Origin of the sequence: Slackia isoflavoniconvertens, assembly GCF_003725955.1 — a bacterium.
Taxonomy (GTDB): domain Bacteria; phylum Actinomycetota; class Coriobacteriia; order Coriobacteriales; family Eggerthellaceae; genus Slackia; species Slackia isoflavoniconvertens.
On the sequence record NZ_QIBZ01000005.1, the window covers coordinates 138,681 to 160,767 of the forward strand.

Below are 22,087 nucleotides of genomic sequence, written 5' to 3' on the forward strand. Positions count from 1 at the left end.
AATGAAGTCGATATGAAGTCGTTTTGCAAGTGGCTAACAAGTTGGAATACCTGTTCTCACCTGCAATTATTTCCAAAAGTAGCATAGCTAATGCAGAATATCGATTGATACGAATACGTATCATTACCTGCAAAAACCGTGATGCAGAATTCCTTACAACCCGTTAGCCACCTGCAACTACATAATTGATACGAATCCGTATCATTCTTTATTGCCCAATTTTTTTCGGTTTGGGTCACGAACGGGTCAGGGCATAAAAGTGGCCCCTGACGAGGCCATTTGAGCATATGTTGCAGCCGTTAGGCTCGGAATGAATCCTTCCAGGCGATGTATTCATCGCGTGTCAGCTCGTCATCCTTCAGGTCCCTGTTGTTCCTGTACCAGTGGTGAAGCGCCCTCGCCAAAGCCTCCTGGTCCTCGTTCTCAAAGCTCTCCGGCAAAGCGAGAACCACCGTCCCGCCTACCTTGATAGGCTCGAGGCAGAACGCCTCCTCCAATTCGAACAATATGTGTATCGCATCATTCGCATCGCTTCCCCAATCGGATTTCAGGGACGAGGGGTTCACCTCAAGGCAGCGTGCGATCTCGGCAATCATGGGATCCTTCGGCATGCGTTCCCCGTATTCGTACTTGCGCAGTGAGACAGCGGAGATGCCAAGCATCTCGGCGAACTGCTCGGCGGTGTAACCGCGTTCTTTCCTGATGCGATGGATCTTCTCTCCGATCTTCATCGGGCCTCCTGACCTGTAATACCAAATGTGTTTTTCGGCGAATCTCGACGAAATAGTTCATTGATACATAATTGTATCAGTTATTGTGTCTGTAGTACTGATACGTTTTTGTATCAATGGAAAGGACACAACGATGGATGGAAGACTTATCACGGCCAAGGAAGTGGCCGAAGACTTGGAATGCAGCATGCAGCACGCCTACAAGATCGTAAGGCAGCTCAATGCTGAGCTTACCGAAATGGGCTGCTTCACGATGCGGGGAAAGACGAACCGCAGCTACTACGAGGAAAGGCTCTTCGGGAGAATCGACGAAATCGACCTGAGCGAGCTCGAGACAAGGGCCGGCGATGAGCGTTAGGAAGGACGAGAAGAGGGGCACCTGGCTCGTCAAGCTCCACTACACGAACCATGACGGAGAGACCGTCGACTCGACGAAGCGAGGCTTCAAGACCAAGGGCGAGGCCCTGGCATGGGAGAGGGACTTTCTGGCCAATGAAGCGCGGTCCACGAGCATGACCTTCGAGCAGTTCGTCGGGGTCTACGCGGAAGACGTTCGTCCGAGGCTGAGGGAGACCACATGGCGCAGCAAGGAGTACATGATCAACGAGAAGCTCATCCCGTTCTTCGGCGAGATGAGGGTCGTCGACATCACATCGAAAGAGATCATGGACTGGCAGAACAGCCTGCTGAAGGCAAAGGACGAGAACGGGAAGAAGCTCTCGGAGACCTACATCAGAACGGTGGAGAACCAGCTCTCCGCAATCCTCAACCACGCCGTACGGCATTACGGACTTCCCGCAAACCCCCTTCAGAAAGCCGGAAGGGTCGGTGAGAAGCAGGGAAAGGAGATGAGGTTCTGGACGACGGACGAGTACCTGAGGTTCTCCGAGAAGGTCATCGACCGGCCCGAGATGTTCTATGCCTACGAGATCCTCTACTGGTGCGGCCTGAGGGAGGGCGAGCTGCTGGCCCTGACCGCCAAGGACATCGACATTGAGAACAGGACCATCAGCGTGACGAAGTCCTACTCCCGCCTCGACGGAAGGGACATCATCGGCCCTCCGAAGACCAAGAAGTCCGAGCGAGTGATCGCCCTGCCCCGCTTCCTCGCGCAGGAACTCCAGGAGTACATGGAGATGGAATGCGACATCAAGGAAGACGACCGCCTCTTCCCCTTCACGAAGTACGCGCTCAGCAACACGCTGAAAACCGCTGCGAAGCTTGCCGGTGTGAAAGAGATAAGGGTCCATGACCTGAGGCACAGCCATGTCTCGCTTCTGATCAACCTGGGCTTCACCGCGGTCGCGATCGCCGACAGGATGGGCCACGAGAGCGTGCACATCACCTATCGCTACGCCCACCTTTTCCCGAACCAGCAGAGGAACATGGCAGACGTGCTTGACGCGCTCATGAATGCGAGGAGTGAGAACCATGAGCGTTAAGAGTCTGGACAGAGAGGGGCGATGGAGGGACATCACCATCGGCTTCAGGGTCTCGGAAGAGGAGAACGAGAGGATCAACCAGCTCGCAGCCCTTAGCGGCATGACGAAGCAGGCCTTCATCATCGACCGGCTCGAGGGAAACGAGATAACCGTGCTTGCCACGACCAGGATGCAGAAGGCCCTGGCGATCCAGGCCAAGAGGGTCGCTGACGAGCTTGCAAGGGTCGCTGCGGGCTCCCCGGTCAACGCAAGGCTCATGGACGTCTCAGGCGCCATCCTCGACGTCCTCAGGCAAATGAACGACCAGGGCATGGCCATCGATACCCTTGCCGACGGGCTGACCATTGAGGATATGGAGCTATCGGATCTGCGCAGGACCATGACGCCTGATATGAGGCAGATTCCTCTGACGCCCGAGGAAGTGGAGCCCGTCGCCGACGCGGAGAAGAGAAAACCCGAGAGACGCAGGAGAAGTACGAAGGGAATGTTCAAAAAGGACAAGAGATGATTCCTCGAAAGCTCACGGGAAACGCATCCGTGGACGCCATCGCCACGATGGCCATAAGCGGCAACGTCATCCCCGCGACCTGGTACAAGACAATTACTACCGCCTCTGGCAAGGCCGACCTGGCAGCCATCAACATCCTCTCGGACGTCCTCTACTGGTACCGCCCGAGCGAGATCCGCGACGAATCCACGGGCGACGTCATCGCCTACAGGAAGAGGTTCTCGGCAGACCTGCTGCAGCGAAGCTACGACCAGATCGCAGAGCATTTCGGTCTCAGCAAGCGGCAGGCGAAGGACGCAGTGGTACGCCTTGAGGAGCTGGGCGCCATCAGGCGCGTGTTCCGCAACGTCGACTATGGCGCCGGCACCATGGGCAATGTCATGTTCATCGCCATCGAGCCTGCGCGCATCTTCGAGCTCACCTATCCCGAGCAATCAGGCGGCTTGGACCCTATGGCGGAAAAACGCCATAGGTATGACGGAAGCGACGTCGAACCCGATACCCCTATGTCGGCATTTCGTCATAGGTGTGGCGAAATTCCGACAGACATATACAAAGACTACTCAGAGACTACTAGGAGATCATCTTCTGACCATCCAACCAACCAGCCAGAAAACCTCTCTTGCGACAAGGGGGATGGAGGGCTGGCGGAGACGAGCGAGAGCTTCGAGAGGGCCTGGGAGAAGGTTCCCAGCTCCAAAGCATCCCAATGCGCGAAGGAGAAGGCCTGGAGGGTCTGGCAGGAATCGCTTCTAGGCGACGATGTAGACGAGGACTTCCTCGCAGGCAGCTACAGGCGCTACGTCATCCAGCAGGAGCAGGCCGGCACGGAGGCCCGGTTCATCGCGACGCTGTCGACCTGGCTGAAGCCCAACAGGCCCATCACCGGACTCAGCCTCGATACGGCGCTCGAAAACCGCCGCAGGCAACGGACGCGCGCAGAGCGGCAGGCTGCCGAGCGAAGAGCTGAAGAGCGGCGCCGCATGGAGGAGGAAAGGATCCAGGCCCTCGAGATCGCGTGGCGCGACTCGGATCCCGAGGCCCAGCGACTGTGGTCCCTGGCCTGGGATTATGGCGCCGGATTCGACCGAATGGGAGACGCCATGGGCGAATACAGGGCCTACCGTGACGAGAAGTTCAAGCCCGGCTAGGGGTGCGCCGGGGCAATTTTCCCCGGCAAGGAGCCCCAAGGCATCCGGCTCTTTGAAAAAAACACCGTCCCATCTGGTGCTTCTTGGAACCGCTGTCCCATAGATTGGATACCCGGGCATGCGGTTTTCTATAGAGTTCATGCTTGTATTACTGTGCACAGGCGCGGGTTCAGCCAAGAGGCTGCCCGAAGCGATGCGCCCGCCTGATCCGAAACCTCGTGACGGGTTTCCGTCATCGCATGACGGATTTCGCCACAGACATGAAGCGCACCGTTACTCTTCCCAGCATCACCGGGCCTGTATGGGCCGCGGCTACGGCAACTCGCAGCCGTGAGTGATGGAGGAAGCGATGGAACACCTAGACCCGATAACCAGGCAGTACCTGGGGGTGATCAACAGCTACAAGGACCGAAGCGGCATGTCGACGACCGAGCTCGCAAGGCGCCTTGGGCTGAGCGACTCGAACGTCGGGAAGAAGCTGCGCGGAGAGGTGGCCATGTCGGCCACCGAGCTGGTGCAGATCACCTGGCTGTTCAAGATCGAGTTCACCGAGTACTTCCTCGTGGGCCTTGGCGATCTACCGGAATCCACGCGACCTCAAAGGAAAGAGAAACGCTGACGACTGGGACAAATTGTCCCAGTCCATCTAGGGGGGGAATCATGCCAAGCGACTTCGGAGACGAATCCGGCGAGAAGCTGTTCGACTGGATGCTCCGCCTGGGCCAGGAGGCCGGACAGGCCGCCATGACCCACAGCGCGGCGAGGGTCTCCATGGCCTTCAGGAACGCCGTCGGCGAGATCGGAAGCGAGCAATCGGCAATCACCGCAGGCGTCGAGCAGGCAAGCGAGGCGCCCGAGTGGGCGAAGCTGAACCTGCATGAGTTCAAAGACCTCCCCGAGTTCGACACCATCAAGGAGATCATCGGCTCGAAGCTTGAACGCGAGGCGCTCCAGCACGAGTTCTTCGACGAGGGCGAGAAGTCGTACCTCATCTTCAGGGTGGACGACGCGCCCGAGGTCGCCAGATGCTTCGACGAGCTGGCAACGGAGACCACGAGGGCCTGCAAGAAGGCCGAGCAGCAGCTCTCCAAGGAAAAGGGCCGGGCATCGGCCAGGGACGGCGAAACGCTTGGCGACCCCGACAAGGAGCCGCTCCAGGACCGAGTCGAGGCCTTCAGGAAATCGGCAGAGCTCGCGGAACGCGCCCATGGCCGCAGCCGCGAGGTCATCGACCAAGCGAGGGGACGTTGACGCCCTTCGACAAACATACCGTGGCGATAGTCGCCCTCATCTCAGCCTGCGCAGCCCTCGCAGGCTTCCTCTTCGTGGGGAGCCTCCTCGACCTTCCGGGAGGCTCCCTTGATCCCATGGAGGCGTTGCTGCAGCTGCCCGCTTGGCTAGCGCGCGGAGGGATCATGCACGCGAACGCTCTCGCACCGCTGGCGGGAATGCTGGCAGCATGCGCCATCTGGGGCATCTGGGTGCACCAGGCTCTCCGAGGGGGGACCTTCCGGCTCGGCGAGGAGCACGGCTCCTCCCGTTGGGGCAGCATCGAAGAGGGCAAAGCGTTCATGAACCAGGACGAGCCGGACCTGAACATCCCGCTGACAAGCTCCATCGGGATCCCCGTCTCCAGGTCCGACTTCGACCTGGAAACGGACCGCAACCGCAACATCTGCGTCGTCGGAACACCCGGAACGGGCAAGACCAGGAGCCACGTGCTTCCGCTGCTGATGCAGATGAACGCCAGCTACCTGGTAACCGACCCGAAGGGAACGCTCATAGAATCCACAGGGTGGATGTTCGAGGCCGCAGGCTACAGGATCCGCAACTTCGACCTCGTCAGGATGGAGACCTCGAGCCATTACAACCCCCTGGCATACGTGCGCACCGACGTGGACGTGCTGGCCATCGTGGAGTGCCTCATCACCAACACCACCGGCGACGCCGAGCACACGGGAGACCCGTTCTGGGAGAACGCGGAGCGTCTCCTCTACACGGCGCTCATCGCGTACCTGATCCACCACTGCCCGCCCGAGGACAGGAACCTCCCGGGTATGCTCACCCTGCTGTCGCTGGCTGAGGCCCGCGAGGGAAACGAATCCTACATGAGCCCCCTCGACCTGCTGTTCCACGAGCTTGAGACGGGCAAGCGCCTAGTCGCCGCAGGCGACGAGAGGCCCTTCGACGAGAACTCGCGGGCGTTCATCAACGGGAGCTCCACCGTGCGCTGGGAGCAGGTCCGGGAGCCCGCTGACCCTTCCAAGGACTTCGCCCTCAACGCATACAAGCGCTTCAAGACCGCCGCCGGGGAGACCCTCAAATCGATCATCATCAGCTGCAACACCCGGTGCCTGCCTATGATGGCCGACAACGTGCAGAGCCTCCTGGCAGACGACGAGCTCCACCTGGACAAGATGGGCGACGCAGGGCAGAGGACCGTCGTCTTCGCATCGATGCCGGACACGCGCGGAACCTTCAACTTCCTGTTCGCCATGCTCATGTGGCAGGCCGTGAACGAGCTCTGCGACGCGGCGATCATCGACCACGGCGGCAAGCTCCCCACCCCGGTCCACCTGGTGTTCGACGAGTTCGCCAACATCGGCAAGCTGCCCGACATCGACCGCTTCATCGCCGTCATCCGAAGCAGGAACGTCTCCATGTCCATGATCCTGCAGTCGTTCGAGCAGCTGAAGGGCACCTACGGCGAGGAGAAGGCCCTGTCCATCAGGGCCTGCTGCGACACGACGCTCTTCCTGGGGTCGACGCTCTACGGCACCAACGAGGAGATCTCCAAGATGCTGGGAAACCAGACCATCGTCTCCTTCACCCTCAACGACACCGAGGGCGCCAACAAGTCGACCACCGTGAACAGGACCATATTCGAGCGACCGCTGATGCTGCCCGACGAGGTGGGCCGCCTGTCAAGGCGGAAGGCCCTGCTGCTCATAGCGGGCACCTACCCGTTCAAGGACGACAAGTACGACGCGGCGCAGCATCCTCGGTGGGATGAGGTCGAGCCAGGGCACAAGGGGGCCAAGCACAGCACGCCCTTCGACTTCGGAGCGTACGCAAACAGGATGAGGGGGTGATCTCTGAGCAAGGGAACGGCAGCGGCAATGCCTCTGGCAACAAGGCCGGGTCGAGCTTCCACCCTCGGCGCGGCTGCCGCCGCCTAGACGCAAAGGAGCGCTCGCGCGCTCCGCACTGCAATCTTATCACGCAACACAAGGCGCCCCTTCCACCCTCGGCGCCAGAGACGCAAAGGAGGCATTCACATGCTTGCAAAGATCATCACCCTCGTCACAGGCTGCGTGACGTTCCTGGGCGGATTCCTCGTTGTCTGGGGAGCGGTGCAGCTCGGCAGGTCCATCGGAAACCGCGGTGGCGGTGGCGAGGGCATGGAGGCTGGCATCGCGACGATCGCCGGCGGCGCGATCATCATCGCCGCCGCGGTCTACTTCGGCCAGCTCGACACCTCATGGATGCCGGCTTAGGAGGCCCCGGTTGATCGACGACAAGCTCCACATCCCGATCCAGAAGGACATCGGGGAGTATGAGCAGAAGCTCTTCGGGGACATGTCCATCAGGACCTGCGTCTGCCTTGCGGGAGGATTCGCGACCGCTGTCCTCGTCGCCCTGGCCTCGTGGCTCTGGCTCGCCATAGACCCCTCTGACATGACGTTCCCCATCATGCTCGCAACGCTGCCCTTCTGGCTCGCCGGCTTCTGGAAGCCCCACGGCATGCCCTTCGAGAGGTTTTTGCCGCTGGTCGCCAGGCACCACATGGCCAAGCGCCACTACGAATTCACGCCCAGCCACCGCTGCGGCACGGACATGCCGCTGGCCCTGGAACCGAAGAAGCTGACCCGCAAGGAAAGAAAGAGAACCTACCGAAAGGGGGCGGAGCTCTATGAGCCTGCTGAAGAAGCGTAGGAAGGGCGTCGAAGGCGCCCCTGAGAAGAAGAAGGAGAAGCAGAAGAGGCAGAAGGGCACCATCGACCTCTGCGGATACGAGCTCATGCTCGAGAACGGGGTCGCCCAGGTAGCGCCAGGCCTCTTCAGCCAGATGGTGCAGTTCGGCGACATCACCTACCAGTGCGCCAGAAAGGACACCCGCGAGAACATCTACAGCACCATGAGCGCGCTCTACAACTACTTCAACCCGGACACCAGCGTCCAGGTCACGATCACCAACGAGCCCGTGCCAGCCGAGGAGATCGGCAACAGGACGTTCTTCCCAAAGAGCGACCCCTGCCTGGACGACTACGTCGAGGAGTACAACCGCATCCTCAACGACAAGATGCGCGAGGGCGTCTCGAACCTGAAGAGGCAGAGGTACCTGACCTTCACCACCAAGGCGGACGACATCGACTCGGCAATCCCAAAGCTCGCCCGCATGCGCAACGACTGCACGCAGGCCCTGGCGAGGATCAAGAGCAAGTCGGAGCCCGTGAAGGGCGCGGAGAGGCTCAGGATAGCCCGCGGCCTGCTGAGCCCGCTTTCCCCCTTCGACTTCGACTGGGACAATTTGTCCCAGTGCCCGACGGCGCGGAGCCTCGACTTCGTGGCGCCCATGTCCGTCGACTTCAAGCCCAACGGCCGCAACGACGCCTTCAGGGCCGACGACGCATGGTGCTGCGTCATGGCCATCAGGTCGTTCGGATCCATCCTCATGGACGACTGCCTCGCGAGCATCGTCGACCTCCCCATCCCGCTCTCCGTCTCGCTGCACCTGAGGCCCATCCCGCAGGACAAGGCCATCGACATGGTGCAGGGAAAGATCGACTGGATGGACATGGAGGAGCGAGGCCAGAAGAGCCGAGCCGCCAACAAGGGAATCATCCTCACGCAGACCTCCACGGCCCTTCGCTACTCGCGCGCGGACGCCGAGGAGCTTCTGGACTTCCTGCGCAACAAGAACGAGCGACTCTTCGAGTACGCCGGCTACGTGTTCACCTACGCGGCGAGCGAGGAGGAGCTCGACGAGCAAATCGACAGAATCATCTCCACGGCCAGGGGCTCTGCGCTCACCGTCGAGAAGCTCTACTACCGCCAGGAGGAGGGCTGGGGCTCCGTGCTCCCCTTCGCCACCAACAAGTGCGATGTGACCAGGCTGCTCACCAGCGGCCAGATCGCCATGCAGATGCCCTTCGCATCGCTGGAGATCAACCAGCCCGGCGGCATCTACCTCGGGCAGTCGAAGATCACCAACACGCTGGCCATCCTGGACAGGCTATCCCTGCCCTCGCCCATGGGATTCGACTTCGGAACGCCGGGCACGGGCAAGTCGAACGCCCAGAAGAGCGTCTGGCTGCAGGTCCGCATGCTCTACGGCGACAAGGCCCAGGGAATCTGGATCGACCCTACCGGTGAGGGACGCCCGGTCGCAGAGGCAGGCGGCGGCGTGAGCATCAGGCTCGCAGCCGACTCGGGCCAGTTCATGAACCCCTTCGACACGAAGGACGTGGAATCCCTTAACGAGCCGCTCCAGAAGGCCTTCAAGGTGGACGCCTTCCTGGCGCTCTCCGCATCGATGATGGCGGAGGGAAACCAGGGCCTCACCCAGGCGGAGCGATCCATCATCGCAAGGTGCGTGGAAGAGGCCTACCGCAGGGCCGGCGACGAGGGCACCCCGGTGCTCGAGGACTTCTACGACCTCCTCCTGGAGCAGCCGGAGGCGGCTGCCAGAGACATCGCCCTGCGATACGAGCGGCACGTCAAGGGCTCCTTCTCGTTCTTCAACCGAAGGTCCAACGTGGCCCTCGACGCCCCGATGGTGAACATCGACCTCCACGACCTGAACTCCGACATGAAGGTCTTCGGCATGCTGACCGCGCTGGAGCAGGTGCGCAACCGAATGTACCAGAACTTCGCCGAGAAAAGGACCACCTGGCTCTTCATCGACGAGGTTCAGAGCCTCTTCAAGCATCCGGCCGTCATCGCGTACTTCGAGAGCTTCTGGGCGGAGGGCCGCAAGTTCGGCCTCGTAGCCACCGGGCTCTCCCAGAACGCCAGCTTCATGCTGGGAAGCGACATCGGCTCCACGATGATCCTCAACTCCGACTACCTGATGCTCCACAAGCAGTCCACCGTCGACCGAGACCTCTGGGCGGAGACGCTCAACCTCTCCGACGAGGAGGTCCGCTACATCGACGACGGAATCAAGCCCGGCGACGGCCTGCTGGTCGCAGGCGGCGCCAGGATGCCGATCGCAAACGAGCTGCCCAAGGGAAGGATCTACGACCTGCTGACGACCAAGCCTTCCGAGGTCAACGCCCTCGGAGGCGGAGGAAGGTCCGCCCGATGACGCGATCGCCCGACAGGGACCCCATGCACGACGTGGTAGCCGGAGAACGGGAGAACCTCCTCAACTCCGGTGTCGTCTCCGGCGGGGATGCGTTCCGCGAGGGCGTCGTCGGAAGCGGCGTTGGCGTGCCGGCCAAGGACGCCACGGAGCAGACGGCAGCGGGCCTCGGCCTCAGGCGCATGGCCGCCGCCTCGCTCGTTGACGAGCTGGACGACTCGGACGAGCTGGAGGGCTCACGCGACGTCTACGATGCGGCAGAGGGCGGCAGGGCAATCAGGAGGAGGCTGGCATCGCGCAAGGCGGGCAAGGCCGCAAAGTCGGCGGAGAATGCCGGCTCGCAGGGAACGGTCCCCAAGTCAACGGGGAAAGCCGAGGCCGCAGCCGACCCATACAGGCAGGCCGCGGAGATGCGCGCCAAGTCGAACGGAGCCGCAGGCGCGACGAAGGCTTCGGCAGACGCAGCCTCCGGCGCCTCCGCGGAGATGTCCGCCCAGGCCGTCGGGACCCAGGTCGCCAGCGCGAACGCGTCGGCTGCCGCGGCGGCGGCAACGGCCGAGGGAACCGCGGGCGTCGCAGGGGCCATCGCCAGCGCCGGAATACCCGTCGCAGGAGTGGTGGCCGGAATCGTCGCCTTCGTGCTGGGCGCCCTGCTGGTGGGACAAATTGTCTCAGCGCTCTTCGGCTTCTGGGAGAACGAGGCCAACAAGCAGGCGATGGAGGGGCTCCCCCCGTACATCACCTACGAGATGGTCGAGGCGGCCCTGGACGCCCAGGAGAAGTACGGGCACCCCGCAGGCTGCACGATCGCCCAGATCATCTGCGAGAGCGGCCAAGGCGACCATATGAGCCAGCTGGCCACAAGGGACCACAACCTCTTCGGCATGAAATGGGCCTCATCGTACGCATCCGCTCCCGAGGTCGCGGGAAAGTCGTCCTGGGCGACCGGCGAGGAGGCGGCAGACGGCAGCCACTACACGACCACCGCCCAGTTCATCGTCTTCAAGGGGGATGCGGAATGCATCCGCTTCAGGAGCCGCGTGTTCCTCCAGGCAGGCAGGTACGCGAACAACCCGCTCATCAGGGAGGCCATGGCAAACCACGACTCCGACAAGATGGCCGAGGGCCTCAAGGACGCGGGCTGGGCCACGGACTCGAGCTACGTGGAGACGCTGAAGTCGATCATGGACACCTACGGCCTCAGGCGCTTCGACGGGCTGAGCCTGGAGGACTTCAAAGCCGGCGAGGAGGCGGGCAACGCCATCGTCGCCGCCGCATACAGCCAGCTCGGCGTGCCGTACGTCTGGGGCGGATCAACCCCGGGAAAGGGATTGGACTGCAGCGGGCTCACGCAGTACTGCTACAGGCAGGCGGGCATTCGCATCAGCCACTACACGGAGGACCAGAAGGAGGAGCTCAGGCAGATACCCATATCCCAGGCGAAACCCGGCGACATCCTCTACAAGTACGGCCACGTCGCCATCTACATCGGCGGCGACAAGTACATACACGAGCCGCACACGGGCGACGTGTGCAGGATCGCGACGGGAGTCAACTACTTCACATGCGCCCTGACGGCGCGTCACTAGAAAGGAGCAAGGAATGGAAAGGAAGAGCAAGGCCATGGCCGCGCTCGCATGCGTGGCCCTTCTCGTGCTCATCGGGGCGGGATGCGCACGCTGCACCATGGTCCATAGCGGCCAGCAAGACCAACCCGGCCAGGAGCAGGGAGAGACCGCCAGCGTCGATGCCGAGGAGGCAAAGGACAGCTTGGAGAAGCTGCTCGGGACCAAGTGGACCTCCCAGGACGGCAAGTCGGCCATGTCCATAGTGAACGGCGCCTTCGTCGAGAGGTCCGGCGACGAGGAGAAGATCACCTACTGGACGCCGGAGAAGTCAACCTCCGACGAGAGCGGCTTCTCCGAGTCCATCTGGGTCAGCGACAGCCTCACGTCAACGCAGTCCCCGTCAACCATAAGGGTCGACATCGCAGGCGACGGCAGCCTCGTGATCGCCTGCGACTCCTTCAAGCTTGCGGCGTCCTACACCATCGACGCGCCTGAGAGCGTCGAGCTCGGCATCACGGGAAACGTCGGATACCTGGCAAGCCTGACCGGCATCGACCAGGCGAAGATCGCCGAGTGCCTGCAGGGATACGTGACCGCGAAGTGCCCGTACGCGAAGACCGCGAGCTGGGACGGCGAGATCTACATCGACGCCAACAACGACAGGACCAGCTCGACCTTCACCCTCGATGACCCCAACGCGACCATCGTGACCGTCACGATCGACGGCAAGACGGGCAAGATCTCCGCGATGTGATGCAGATGTCCATCGTCAACAAAGCCATCGGTGACCGCCGCTTCAAAATCGCCCTCGCGATGACTCTCGCCCTCCTCACGGTGCTGCTAGTCCCTGCGCACAGCGCCTACGCCGACATCGCCGGGGACATCAACAACTGGCTGGCGGAGCTCCTGAGGGATGCCGCGAACTGGATGTTCTCCAAGCAGGTCGACGTCCTCAAGGGAATCGGATACGACGGCATCCTCGGCGCCGACTTCAGCTCGATGCTGACCACCTCCGGAAGCGTGTCGATGTACGACATCGCCCACGGCGTGTGGAGGGTCGCCATCCTTCCCATCGGCTGCGGCGTGCTCTCCCTCGTGTTCACCGTGAAGCTCATCCAGATCTCGCAGAGGGTCGACGGCAACGCGTCGATGCCCGGGGTCAAGGAGGTCGTGTTCCTGCTCGTCTTCTTCGCCGTGTTCCTGTTCCTGATCCAGCACAGCTTCGAGCTGATGCAGTCGATCTACGAGGTGATCGGCATCGCCATCGACAGGGTCATGGCGCTGTTCGGGACCGGCGGCGCATTGGACCTTGCGGCGGTGTCCATCGTCACCACCGACGACGACATCCCGGCGCTGCTGGCCATGCTCATCGTCTCGCTCATCAGCTGGGTGGTGGTGCTGGCCGCCTACATCGTCGCCCTGGTCGTGTGCTGGGCTCGAGCGCTGCAGCTCTACATCATGGCGGCGTTCAGCCCCATCCCGCTTGCCTTCATGGCCCTGGACGACACCAGGCAGATCGGAGTCGGGTATCTGAAGAACTTCACCGCCGTCTGCATCGCAGGCCTGATCATCGTCATCCTCCTGATCGCCTTCCCCGTGATCCTCGGAGGGATAACCGGCGCGAACCCCGGCACGGGCACCCCCGTGGACACCGTCGCGAACGGCCTCACGTACGCGCTGCAGTACCTGGCGATGTGCATCCTGCTCATCCTCTCGCTCGTGAAGAGCGGAGCGTGGGCTCGAGACATAGTTAGCGGATTCTAAGAGAAAGGAAAGAGAGCTTGTACGAACCGAACAGCGGGGCCACGCCGGAAGCGGCATGGATGATGAACGACCCAGAGGACGGATCGCGCCTGCTCCTGGAGGCCCATGCGGCACCAGACCCGACGGGGGCGGACACCCTGGGATTCTCGTTCTCCCTGTGGGCCAGGCGACAAGGCGGGTGGACCGAGGTGATGAACGGCTTCAACTGGGGCTATTCCGACGCCGAGGAGCTCGTCGACGCCGCCGAGGCCTACCTCGGGTACGAACCAGAAGACATCGAGCGCATCGGCTACGGAGAGTTCGAGAGGGCGCTGCTCCTTGACGAGGGCCTCTCGTCCAGGGCGCAGCGCGCCAAGAGCATCCCCGCGGTCGAGCAGATCAGGAGAAGGGAGGGACATCGGATGGGCAGGTAGCCCTTGGCACCCAGGAACCCCGGCACTTCCACAACATGCCGGCACTAGACGTAAAGGAGGGCTCGCATGAGCCAGGAAACACCAAAGAACACCTATGTCACGCTGCACAAGAACTTCGTTCGCACGGACATCGAGTACACCGACCGAAGGACCGGTGAGACAAGGACCTTCAACTCCGTGACCCTGCCCAAGGGCACGGTCATCGACGGGCACGACGTCAGCTACTACCAGTTCAGCCCGCTGTTCGTCAACGAGTCGCGATACCGCGGCGAGGACTACCGGGACATCCCGCTCCTCACCGAGCGCGAGGTCTGGCTCCGCAGGAGCATCCTCGACGAGGACGGCAAGCCCGTCGTCAACGACGAGGGCGTAGAGGTCAAGGACGTGATCAAGGTGATGCCCGCCCAGATCAGGGATGCGATCGAGCAGAACCGGACCGAGTACCTCGAGAGCCTCGCCGACCGCGCGCGCTCGGCACGCGACGGCAGCGAGAGGCTCGGCCGCAACGCCGCAGCCCGCGCCAACGCCCGCATGGCCCGCGAAGACATCCCGTTCTAAGGAGGGGCCGTGAAAGCAAAGACAGCGGGGAGGATCGTCTCCTCCAAGATCGTCCGCGTGGCCATGAGCCTCGCTTTGGCGTTGAGCGTTTGCGTGGTGACGCCCGTCAACGCATTCGCGGCGGGCGGCGTCAACGTCACAATCGGCGACGACATCCCTTACGCGGGATACTCCACAACGCACATGTATGCCGACGGCGAGGTCGCGTACTGCGCCGACCCGTCTGCCGCCACTCCGTCCCCGGGCACGTACAGCAAAAGCAGCGTGAGCGACCCCGACCTCATCGCCACCATGTGGTTCAGCTACGGTGCCCCGGGATTCGACGCATCCATGTTCCCCGACTCCTGGTACGACGGCAGCGGCTGGAGCGCGGAGAAGTACGTCGTCGCAAGCCACGTGCTCCTGTCCTATGCCTACCAGGACTCCAAGGCCGATGCCGTGTTCGGCACCAGCGGCGACTTCGAGGACTGGGCCCGCGGCGAGCTTCTGGGCACCACCTGGAAGTCCATAAAGGCAAGCAAGGGAAAGGTTTCGACCGGCTTCGAGGCGTTCTGCATCCACACCGGACCTGGCACCCAGGTGCTCATGAGCTTCACCTGGGACAAGGGAGGCCTGAAGGTCGCCAAGGTTGACTCCCAGGCAGGGGCCGAGCCCCAGGGCGATGCCACGCTTAGCGGCGCCAAGTACGACATCGTCAACTCCTCCGGCAAGTACGCCCTCGTCGACGGCCGTTACTACGCAAGCGGCGAGGTGGTGAAGACCATCACCGGGCATTGGGACGGCGACGCCGGCGCGTATATCGCCAAGACTGCCTCCAACGCGCTGCCTTGCGGCACGTACACCGTGGTCGAGTCCGAGGCACCCGAGGGCTACCTCGTGTCCGACTGGTCCGCTAAAGCTGAGATCAGGTCCGATGGACGGGTCGTCGACCTCACATCCAGCCCCTGCGCAGACGACGTCATCCGCGGCGGCGTGCAGGTGACGAAGTCCGACGTCGAGCTCCAGGCGTCCGAGGCCCTGGGCGGTAGCTCCCATGACACCCTGACCACCGGATCCACCCTCTCCGGCATCGAGTTCACCATCGCCAACGCATCCGAGCACAAGGTCCTCGTTGGCGACAAGTGGTTCGAGCCCGGCGACGTCATCGAGACCATCGCGACCGCATGGAACGACGAGATGGGGGCATACACCGCCCAGACCGCGGCCGACGAGCTTCCCTACGGCACCTACACCATCCAGGAGACCAAGACCAACGACTCCTACCTGCTCACCGACGGCACGCCCCGCACCTTCCAGGTGAGGGCAGAGGGCGTGATGGTCGCAGGCGACAGGTACGAGAGGCCCCTGGAGTTCTCCGACCAGGTGGTACGCAACGACCTGGAGATCGTGAAGATGGCCGAGGACACCAACGCGTCCCTGCAGGTGGCCTTCAAGGTGACCAACGTCTCAACCGGCGAGTCCCACGTCCTCGTGACCGACAAGAACGGCAACGTCTCCACGGCCTCATCCTGGAACAAGCACAGCAGCAACACCAACGGCAACGACGGCCTGCTCTCCTCCGAGAACATCAAGGCGTCTGACATGGACTCCAAGGCGGGCATCTGGTTCTCCCTTGGCGAGGACGGCTCCAACGCGGCCGTCGATGACGGCCTCTCCGCGCTCCCTTACGGCAAGTACGTCCTGGAAGAGCTTCGCAGCGACTCCAACGAGGGCTACGACCTGGTGACCAAGACCTTCGTGATCGAGCGCGACTCCACCGCGGCCAAGCCCGTGTGGATGAGCCTCGACGACAAGGAGGGCCCGAAGATCCAGACCGAGGAGACCGACAAGGCCGACGGCGACCACGTGGCACAGGCTTCCGCCGAGACCACCCTGGTCGACACCGTCTGGTACGAGAACCTCAAGACCGACGGCACCCAGTACACCCTGACCGGCACCTTGATGGTCAAGTCCACCGGCGAGCCGCTGCTCGACGCTGATAGCAACCCCGTCACCGCAACAACCACCTTCAAGCCAAGGACCGCTTCCGGCGAGGTCGAGCTCGAGTTCACCTTCGACGGCAGCCTGCTCGCGGGCGAGGACATCGTCGCCTTCGAGTCCATGGCCTCCGACGGCATCGAGGTCGCAGTGCACGCCGACATCAGCGACGAGGATCAGACCGTCCACTTCGTCGACATCCGCACCACCGCCACCGACCAGGGCGACGGCGACAAGCTCGTCACCGGCACGGAGATCGTCATCTCCGACGAGGTTTCCTACGAGGGCCTTACCCCTGGTACCGAATACACGCTTGAGGCAACCCTGGTCGATGCCGAGACCGGGGAGCCCGTCATGGTCAAGGACGGCCTGATCGAGAGGCAGGTGACCGGCACGGTGACCTTCGTTCCCGAGGAAGCCGACGGTACCCAGGCCGTGGAGATTGCCTTCGACGGCACCGATTTCGGCGGAAAGAGCCTCGTCGTATACGAGAAGCTCTTCTCCGCAGGCGTCCAGCTCGCATCCCATGAAGACCCGAACGACGAGGGCCAGACCGTGACCGTCGTCGAGATCGGCACCACCCTCGTCGATGCCAGTGACGGCGACCACGTCATCGTCTCCGGCAAGGTGAAGCTGACCGACACCATCGAGTACAAGGGCCTTGTCCCTGGCGAGACCCACACCGCCCACGGCACGCTGATGGTCAAGTCCACCGGCTTGGCACTGGAGGACGCCGACGGCAAACCGGTGACCGCAACGGCGGAGTTCACCCCCGACAAGCCAAGCGGAACCGTTGACGTCACCTTCGAGTTCGATGCCTCCAAGATCGAGGAAGGCGTTGAGCTGGTGGCATTCGAGGAGTGCCTCGATGTCAACGGCAACGTGATCGCGGTCCATCAGGACATCGAGGACGACGGCCAGACCGTCGTGGTGGACAACCCGGACACCCCGAAGGTCCCTGACGAGCCCGGCAAGGGCTACGACAAAACCGGCTTCGACACCACCATGCTCTTCGCGGCCGTGGTCATCCTGATCGCAGCGGGCGCCGCTTGCGGCATCTACGCGATCCGCAAGCGCAAGCAGGCCTCCATCGAATCGGACGAGGACGCTGACAGCGAAACCGACGAGTCCTAATCGCTCGTCCTGAAGCCAATTGGAGGCGGCCATTTGGTCGCCTCCTTTCATCTGATAGGAGGAATATGAAAGCTGCGACGAAAGCAAGAGCCGCCTTCGCGGCGTGCCTCGCCTTGACCCTCTCCGGCCTGGCGCTAGCGCTCTCACTCCTGGAGTTCTCTGAAACCGCGGGCCGCGTCGACCCTTCGCCCGTGGCCGGCATCGAGCAAGAGGAGGACGATCCTTTCCCTGCTGTGGACTGGGACTATTGGAAGAGCCAGAATCCCGACGTCATCGGCTGGATAACCGTCCCCGGAACCGGCATAGACCTGCCAATCTGCCAGGCGCCTGCGTCTGACCCGACCTACTACCTGAGCCACGATGTTTACCGAAAATGGAACTTCTACGGCTGCCCTTACCTGGATTCTGATTGTGCCGAGAAGGGGTTCGACAGCCCCCTTGCCATGGTGTTCGGCCACCACATGGACGACGGAAGCATGTTCGCCGCGATGGCGAGCTACTCGGACAAGGCATTCGCGCAGGATCACTGCGAGATCCTGCTCCAGACGCCAGAGGAGAAGAAACGGCTGCATGTTGCGGCTGCGGACGTCGTGGACACCTACAACGAGTTTAAGAGGCTGGGCTTCGTCGATAGGAGGGACTTTCTTGCGTGGTGGGAGGAAACGCTCGAGGGCTCAGACATGGTGCTCGACCCGAATGCGACCGATCCCGAGAGTGTGCATGCCTTCGTCACCTGCAGCTACGGCCTCTGGAACGGCCATGAGCGCACCATCGTCTATGCAGTCGAATAAGAGGCTGAGTTTAGGAATAGGTACAGAGAGCCGCTGCGATAGACGCCCGTGGCGGCCATTGCGGCTTCTGGACCAGCTACAAGCGCGTCATTGTTACGTTATTGAGGGTCCCTGAATGATGTACTTCTACTCTTGATCTGCATCCTTGCGTTTGGCATCCCAAAGGAAAATGTCGTATGTCCGACCATCGGAACATGGCACATTCCCCAAAAAGCAAGTGCTATTGATTTTGGGGATTCGAACCGCACAGCCAATCGGCGGCGTCGATAATTCGTATGCCTTCGTACTGGTATTCGGGCTGGTATGTGCGCGCTATCAGGATCTTCGGGTAGGCGTCCCTTACCGCCAGCAGGGGGGCCACCTCTCGTTCGAACGTGCGCTCCTCGGATATGCTGTTCGCAACCTGGATGTAGAGCTTCTCGCCCTGCTTGATGGCGACGAAGTCTATCTCCTTCTTGTACAGCACGCCGACGTACACCTCGTAGCCGCGCCGAAGGAGCTCCATGGCGACGATGTTCTCCAGCACTCGGCCGTAGTCCATGTTCTTGGTGCCGAGGCGGGCGAACCTAAACGACTGGTCGACGAGGTAGTACTTGTCCTCCGACCTCAGGTACCTCTTTCCGCGGATGTCGTATCGGCGGATTCGGTAGAAGGCGAACGCCTTGCACAGCGCGTCGACGTACTTGCCGATCGTCTTGTGGTCGGCCTTCGTCCTGTTCGACTCGAGCGTGTCGGCAATCGACCGGATGGACGTGAGGTTCCCGACGTTGTCCATGAGGTAGTCGATGAGCGCATGGAGCAGCTGCTCGTTCTTCAGCTTGTATTTGCTCACGATATCCCGCACCACCAGGGCGTTTAGGACCTCGGAGTCGATATAGCGCCGCTTTTGCTCCTCGGTCCTGTACAGGTACGACCCCGCCATGCCCCCATCCGAGGTGTAGCTGGTCAGGCTGTCGTAGATGTTCTGGGACGGGTAGTATGCGAGGTACTCCCGGAAGGAGAACGGGTAGACGGGGATCTCGTACGTCCTGCCCACGAACAGGGTCGCCAGATCGCTGCTCTGCAGGAAGGCGTTCGAGCCGGTGACGAATATGCTGTACTTCTCCCTGGCGTGCAGGCTGTTTATCGCCTTCTCGAAGGATGCGCACATCTGCACCTCGTCGATGAAAAGGTAGTTCTGCCGGCCGGGCGCGTAGCGCTCCTCCACGTATGCCTCCATGGAGCGGTAGTCCAGGATGTCCTCGAAGTCCGTGAGGTTGTAGTTGATGCGGATGATGTTCGCGTCGGGCTGTCGCTCGGAGATCTTCTGCGCCAGGGCCTCCAGAAGCTTCGACTTGCCCGACCTGCGGACGCCGGTGATGACTTTGATGTCCGGCGTATCGGCAAGCTCCAACATCTCCGAAAGGTACGCCGTTCGTTCAATAAGCTTCACAGGTATCCTCCTCGACAACGTACGTTGTGTGTATTCCCCAAAATTGAATTATATGCCGTTTTGGGGATTTGTGTATTCGCCAACTGCATGCAATGACGAAAACAGTGTGTGGATGGCCGCTGCAAACGCCCAGGGTCTTGGGGTCCTTGCGGATCCCGATTGTGGGTGGTTCTACCGGGCGGACGCCGACGGTTCCAGGGCGATTCCCGGGAGCCGAGCCAGGTGAGCTCGGGGCTTCCACTACGGGACTGAGCCATTGCGGTATGCAACGTGTCATAGTTATCACCTCTATCACTGATACGGTAATAACCATTGTGTTTTTGGCACGGTTCGATCGCGGTGCCGACGGCCCCGCGACGCGGGAGACGGCTCACATGAACCTGAACACGGCCTTGATGAGCCACTTGCAGAAGCCGCCAATGGCTCCTAAAAGCACCCTAATCGCCTTCATAGTCCATCCAACCTTCCTCTTCGCTCTCAACCTCAATCTGCTGCAAGGGTTGCAGCTCCCTTGCCCATGCCAGTGCCTCCCACGAGGCTCCTGCGAGATTCGCTACAGCCTCGTCATCCATCGCGTCATTCGACGCTCTAAGCGCATCCACTACGCCTTGGAGCTGGCTTGCCAAGGACGGTCCGCCTCCATCCGAGAGGAGCAGCGCCGATGCGCAGTCGAGCCGCATGACGTCCACCAGGCCATCACCCATGCGGACAAGCATGCGGTCTCCGTCAACGAGCACCTGCTCAACGTCTCTCAGCTCGCCTTCCTCAGCGAGGAGGAAGCGCCAGCCCATGGCCCTTCGGCCGACTGGGACAACGTCGTCCTCAAGGTCCTCCTTGAAGCGCGGGTCCGTCTCGTAGAAATGCGCCTGCAACCACAGGCCCTTCTCCAGCTGGTCGAAGCGGACCTCGTAGTTTGCCAGCATGCAGCCGTCTCCGAACGGCTGGGAGGGCGTGTAGGAGTCCGTGTCGAACACGTCCAGCCGACCGTTCCGGTACTTGATCTGAACCTTCATCGTTCGCGTCCTTCCCGTCGTCTCTCGTTGTCTCGCTGCCTTGCGGCAGAGGAACCCTGAGCGGCCCTCTGGGAGCCGTTTTGCCTGCTTCTGGGTTCGTATTGCCATCGTGCGGCGTCAGCGCTTCTGGAGGCGTTTCTGGCCGTCTCACTGGGAACCAGGCCGTGCTCGGCTGCGTAATCCCTGGCGGCGTTCAGCTCCTCGATGCGCTCGGCGCACTTGGCTGCAGCCTTGGGCTCCGTTTCGCGCTCCATACGCCTTTGCAAGGTCTCGATTCGCCCGTCGTAGTCGGAACTAGATCCGATGGAATACCTTGCGTTCGTCTCGACGGTCTTTGCCAGGTTTCCCAGCTCTGCCAAGTCGTTGATCTCAACCGCATCGGTTGCCTGTGACAGGATCGCCCTGGATGACGCCGCGTCCGGATGGTAGGAACCGATGCGCTCGAAGCGCTCCGTCAACGCGATCCTTCCGAAAGACATACCGAGCCTTTCCCCGGAGACCTTCTTCGACGGTTGGTCGGCCAGGGAGAAGATCCAGTCCTCGCGTGGCGCGTGCGCCGAGTTTTCGGCGACCTCGACCTCCATGAGCTCCAGGATGCGCATGAACTCGCCCTCGTTGCGTGACAGCACCTTCGCCACGGACACCCTGTTCCTGATGTCGCTGACCCACGAGTACGCGCCGGCGTCGAGGATTCCGCGCTCGGCTTTGTTGATGTACGAGGCCCACCGTGTTCGAGGTCGGGGAGGGGTTTTGGGGTCGCTCTGCCCCACCCTGCCCTTCGGCATCTCGTTGTCGAAGGCCGTCAGCCCCCTGGCCTTCGCCACCTCCTGGAGGCTGCGGTTCATGTCCAGTGCATTCGGGATGTGCAGCCGGTTTCCCGTCTCGAGGTTCGTGTTGTTCACCACGATGTGGGCATGCGGAATCCTTTGCCTGTTGTCGTCGTGGTAGATGACGGCCACCTGATAGTCGGAGAAATGCTTCCTCACCCAGGCACGAGTTAGCTCACGTAATCCCTCGAGGTCGATGTTGTCGCCAGGGTCTGGCGAGATGACGTAGTGACGGAAGGTAATGGCGCGCTTCCCTTTCCACGGCTCGTCGTTTCCGTAGTCGTGACGAAGCGCGTCCATCTCAAGAGCCCACTCCACTTCGTCTTTGAGGGCTTCGTCCAAGCCCCTGTCCTCGACCTCGTCCCAGGACAGGTTGAAGAAGTCCCGCATCAGCGCCCTTCCGCCCTTCTCCAGGTAGTCCTTTATGCGGCCGCATCCTGTGTGCCCGTTGATCGCCTTGAGCACCGCCAT

Annotated in this window: 21 protein-coding genes; 17 read left to right on the forward strand and 4 right to left on the reverse strand. The window is 61.9% G+C overall.

The genetic code is table 11. The features are described 5' to 3' along the window. Positions 1 to 299 precede the first annotated feature (299 nt). On the reverse strand, positions 300 to 731 hold the full coding sequence (locus tag DMP05_RS04065) for a helix-turn-helix domain-containing protein (RefSeq protein ID WP_123219273.1): 432 nt from the start codon (positions 729 to 731) through the stop codon (positions 300 to 302). Between the two features lie 133 nt (positions 732 to 864). Here DMP05_RS04065 and DMP05_RS04070 point away from each other — a divergent pair, with 133 nt between their 5' ends. From DMP05_RS04070 to DMP05_RS04150, 17 genes are all read left to right on the forward strand, one after another. Then, on the forward strand, positions 865 to 1,089 hold the full coding sequence (locus DMP05_RS04070; protein WP_123219274.1) for a DNA-binding protein: 225 nt from the start codon (positions 865 to 867) through the stop codon (positions 1,087 to 1,089). Beyond that, the gene (locus DMP05_RS04075; protein WP_123219275.1) at positions 1,079 to 2,173 is read left to right on the forward strand and encodes a site-specific integrase; all 1,095 of its coding nucleotides are present in this window, start codon (positions 1,079 to 1,081) and stop codon (positions 2,171 to 2,173) included. Before DMP05_RS04070 ends, DMP05_RS04075 begins: the two co-directional genes overlap by 11 nt. Continuing rightward, positions 2,163 to 2,681, forward strand: coding sequence for a plasmid mobilization protein (locus DMP05_RS04080; protein ID WP_123219276.1), 519 nt, complete (start codon positions 2,163 to 2,165; stop codon positions 2,679 to 2,681). The genes DMP05_RS04075 and DMP05_RS04080 overlap by 11 nt, the downstream gene beginning before the upstream one ends. Continuing rightward, a complete protein-coding gene (locus DMP05_RS04085) occupies positions 2,678 to 3,832 on the forward strand; it encodes an Lrp/AsnC family transcriptional regulator (protein WP_123219277.1) in 1,155 nt (384 codons plus the stop codon). The genes DMP05_RS04080 and DMP05_RS04085 overlap by 4 nt, the downstream gene beginning before the upstream one ends. A 349-nt stretch (positions 3,833 to 4,181) precedes the next feature. Continuing rightward, a complete protein-coding gene (locus DMP05_RS04090) occupies positions 4,182 to 4,451 on the forward strand; it encodes a helix-turn-helix domain-containing protein (protein ID WP_229087884.1) in 270 nt (89 codons plus the stop codon). A 41-nt stretch (positions 4,452 to 4,492) separates the two neighbouring features. Then, entirely contained in the window at positions 4,493 to 5,083 is a 591-nt protein-coding gene (locus tag DMP05_RS04095; RefSeq protein WP_123219279.1) for a hypothetical protein, read from the forward strand. Then, positions 5,080 to 6,924 carry a VirD4-like conjugal transfer protein, CD1115 family gene (locus tag DMP05_RS04100; RefSeq protein WP_244595033.1) on the forward strand — a complete coding sequence of 615 codons (1,845 nt, stop codon included), beginning with the start codon at positions 5,080 to 5,082 and terminating at the stop codon, positions 6,922 to 6,924. Before DMP05_RS04095 ends, DMP05_RS04100 begins: the two co-directional genes overlap by 4 nt. Before the next feature lie 186 nt (positions 6,925 to 7,110). Continuing rightward, positions 7,111 to 7,329: a hypothetical protein gene (locus DMP05_RS04105; protein WP_123219280.1), complete on the forward strand. Its 219-nt coding sequence runs from the start codon at positions 7,111 to 7,113 to the stop codon at positions 7,327 to 7,329. A 10-nt stretch (positions 7,330 to 7,339) separates the two neighbouring features. Continuing rightward, positions 7,340 to 7,768: a PrgI family protein gene (locus DMP05_RS04110; protein ID WP_123219281.1), complete on the forward strand. Its 429-nt coding sequence runs from the start codon at positions 7,340 to 7,342 to the stop codon at positions 7,766 to 7,768. Beyond that, positions 7,746 to 10,142 (forward strand): VirB4-like conjugal transfer ATPase, CD1110 family, encoded by a 2,397-nt coding sequence (locus DMP05_RS04115; protein ID WP_123219282.1) that lies wholly within the window; start codon positions 7,746 to 7,748, stop codon positions 10,140 to 10,142. The genes DMP05_RS04110 and DMP05_RS04115 overlap by 23 nt, the downstream gene beginning before the upstream one ends. Positions 10,143 to 10,165: 23 nt before the next feature. Continuing rightward, the gene (locus tag DMP05_RS10230) at positions 10,166 to 11,728 is read left to right on the forward strand and encodes a C40 family peptidase (protein WP_280176481.1); all 1,563 of its coding nucleotides are present in this window, start codon (positions 10,166 to 10,168) and stop codon (positions 11,726 to 11,728) included. A 13-nt stretch (positions 11,729 to 11,741) separates the two neighbouring features. Then, positions 11,742 to 12,461, forward strand: a complete 720-nt coding sequence (locus DMP05_RS04125; protein WP_123219284.1) for a hypothetical protein — start codon at positions 11,742 to 11,744, stop codon at positions 12,459 to 12,461. Beyond that, positions 12,461 to 13,471 (forward strand): VirB6/TrbL-like conjugal transfer protein, CD1112 family, encoded by a 1,011-nt coding sequence (locus tag DMP05_RS04130; RefSeq protein WP_425303943.1) that lies wholly within the window; start codon positions 12,461 to 12,463, stop codon positions 13,469 to 13,471. Before DMP05_RS04125 ends, DMP05_RS04130 begins: the two co-directional genes overlap by 1 nt. Positions 13,472 to 13,488: 17 nt before the next feature. After that, positions 13,489 to 13,884, forward strand: coding sequence for a hypothetical protein (locus tag DMP05_RS04135; protein WP_123219285.1), 396 nt, complete (start codon positions 13,489 to 13,491; stop codon positions 13,882 to 13,884). Between the two features lie 66 nt (positions 13,885 to 13,950). Then, positions 13,951 to 14,442: a DNA gyrase gene (locus tag DMP05_RS04140; RefSeq protein ID WP_123219286.1), complete on the forward strand. Its 492-nt coding sequence runs from the start codon at positions 13,951 to 13,953 to the stop codon at positions 14,440 to 14,442. Between the two features lie 9 nt (positions 14,443 to 14,451). Further along, a complete protein-coding gene (locus DMP05_RS04145) occupies positions 14,452 to 17,553 on the forward strand; it encodes a VaFE repeat-containing surface-anchored protein (RefSeq protein ID WP_123219287.1) in 3,102 nt (1,033 codons plus the stop codon). 65 nt (positions 17,554 to 17,618) lie between these two features. Beyond that, a complete protein-coding gene (locus DMP05_RS04150) occupies positions 17,619 to 18,344 on the forward strand; it encodes a class B sortase (RefSeq protein ID WP_123219288.1) in 726 nt (241 codons plus the stop codon). A gap of 220 nt (positions 18,345 to 18,564) precedes the next feature. Here DMP05_RS04150 and DMP05_RS04155 read toward each other — a convergent pair whose 3' ends face one another. From DMP05_RS04155 to DMP05_RS04165, 3 genes are all read right to left on the reverse strand, one after another. Continuing rightward, entirely contained in the window at positions 18,565 to 19,776 is a 1,212-nt protein-coding gene (locus DMP05_RS04155) for an ATP-binding protein (RefSeq protein WP_244595034.1), read from the reverse strand. Between the two features lie 437 nt (positions 19,777 to 20,213). After that, positions 20,214 to 20,789, reverse strand: coding sequence for a hypothetical protein (locus DMP05_RS04160; protein WP_123219289.1), 576 nt, complete (start codon positions 20,787 to 20,789; stop codon positions 20,214 to 20,216). After that, positions 20,786 to 22,087: a relaxase/mobilization nuclease domain-containing protein gene (locus tag DMP05_RS04165; protein WP_123219290.1), complete on the reverse strand. Its 1,302-nt coding sequence runs from the start codon at positions 22,085 to 22,087 to the stop codon at positions 20,786 to 20,788. The genes DMP05_RS04160 and DMP05_RS04165 overlap by 4 nt, the downstream gene beginning before the upstream one ends.

Coding starts and splice junctions, on each gene's coding strand:
- DMP05_RS04130 (WP_425303943.1), top strand. CDS start 12,461: ATGCAGATGTCCATCGTCAACAAAGCCATCGGTGACCGCCGCTTCAAA.
- DMP05_RS04115 (WP_123219282.1), top strand. CDS start 7,746: ATGAGCCTGCTGAAGAAGCGTAGGAAGGGCGTCGAAGGCGCCCCTGAG.
- DMP05_RS04150 (WP_123219288.1), top strand. CDS start 17,619: ATGAAAGCTGCGACGAAAGCAAGAGCCGCCTTCGCGGCGTGCCTCGCC.
- DMP05_RS04085 (WP_123219277.1), top strand. CDS start 2,678: ATGATTCCTCGAAAGCTCACGGGAAACGCATCCGTGGACGCCATCGCC.
- DMP05_RS04160 (WP_123219289.1), bottom strand. CDS start 20,789: ATGAAGGTTCAGATCAAGTACCGGAACGGTCGGCTGGACGTGTTCGAC.
- DMP05_RS04070 (WP_123219274.1), top strand. CDS start 865: ATGGATGGAAGACTTATCACGGCCAAGGAAGTGGCCGAAGACTTGGAA.
- DMP05_RS04090 (WP_229087884.1), top strand. CDS start 4,182: ATGGAACACCTAGACCCGATAACCAGGCAGTACCTGGGGGTGATCAAC.
- DMP05_RS04165 (WP_123219290.1), bottom strand. CDS start 22,087: ATGGCGGTGCTCAAGGCGATCAACGGGCACACAGGATGCGGCCGCATA.
- DMP05_RS04140 (WP_123219286.1), top strand. CDS start 13,951: ATGAGCCAGGAAACACCAAAGAACACCTATGTCACGCTGCACAAGAAC.
- DMP05_RS04080 (WP_123219276.1), top strand. CDS start 2,163: ATGAGCGTTAAGAGTCTGGACAGAGAGGGGCGATGGAGGGACATCACC.
- DMP05_RS04125 (WP_123219284.1), top strand. CDS start 11,742: ATGGAAAGGAAGAGCAAGGCCATGGCCGCGCTCGCATGCGTGGCCCTT.
- DMP05_RS04065 (WP_123219273.1), bottom strand. CDS start 731: ATGAAGATCGGAGAGAAGATCCATCGCATCAGGAAAGAACGCGGTTAC.
- DMP05_RS04095 (WP_123219279.1), top strand. CDS start 4,493: ATGCCAAGCGACTTCGGAGACGAATCCGGCGAGAAGCTGTTCGACTGG.
- DMP05_RS10230 (WP_280176481.1), top strand. CDS start 10,166: ATGCACGACGTGGTAGCCGGAGAACGGGAGAACCTCCTCAACTCCGGT.
- DMP05_RS04105 (WP_123219280.1), top strand. CDS start 7,111: ATGCTTGCAAAGATCATCACCCTCGTCACAGGCTGCGTGACGTTCCTG.
- DMP05_RS04075 (WP_123219275.1), top strand. CDS start 1,079: ATGAGCGTTAGGAAGGACGAGAAGAGGGGCACCTGGCTCGTCAAGCTC.